This is a genomic window from Pseudomonas brassicacearum subsp. neoaurantiaca (assembly GCF_013608025.1).
GTDB lineage: Bacteria > Pseudomonadota > Gammaproteobacteria > Pseudomonadales > Pseudomonadaceae > Aquipseudomonas.
Genome location: NZ_VDLV01000051.1, coordinates 1,995 through 2,323, shown reverse-complemented (window position 1 = coordinate 2,323; position 329 = coordinate 1,995). Strand labels below are relative to the sequence as shown.

At 68.7% G+C, this 329-nt stretch carries 1 protein-coding gene; it reads right to left on the bottom strand.

The window, feature by feature from the left end; genetic code table 11:
* Positions 1-329: hypothetical protein (locus FHK92_RS27905; RefSeq protein ID WP_258232725.1), on the bottom strand; the 329-nt coding region annotated here is incomplete at both ends.

Here is a 329-nt window from a genome sequence, read left to right as displayed (position 1 = left end):
CCGCCCTTGAAACGGTGTTCGGTCAGGCAGGTGCCGTTGAGGTCGATGGCGATCAGCGCGCCGCCGCGGGCGTGGCGGTAGTCGAGGGTGCTGCGGTCGGGCAGGCGGCAGTGGATCAGCCGACCGACGCTGTCGTAGCGATAGCGCAGGGTCGCCCATCCCTGGTGTTCGGCGACGAGGCGGTCCTGGGTGTCGTATTCGTAGGCCAGCGGCCAATGGCCGTCGTCGACGCTGACCAAGCGGCCAAGGGCGTCGTAGCGGTAATCGACCGCAGTGCCGTCGGGCAAGGTCTTGCGCAGCAGGCGGCCAGCGCTGTCGCGTTGGTAAGC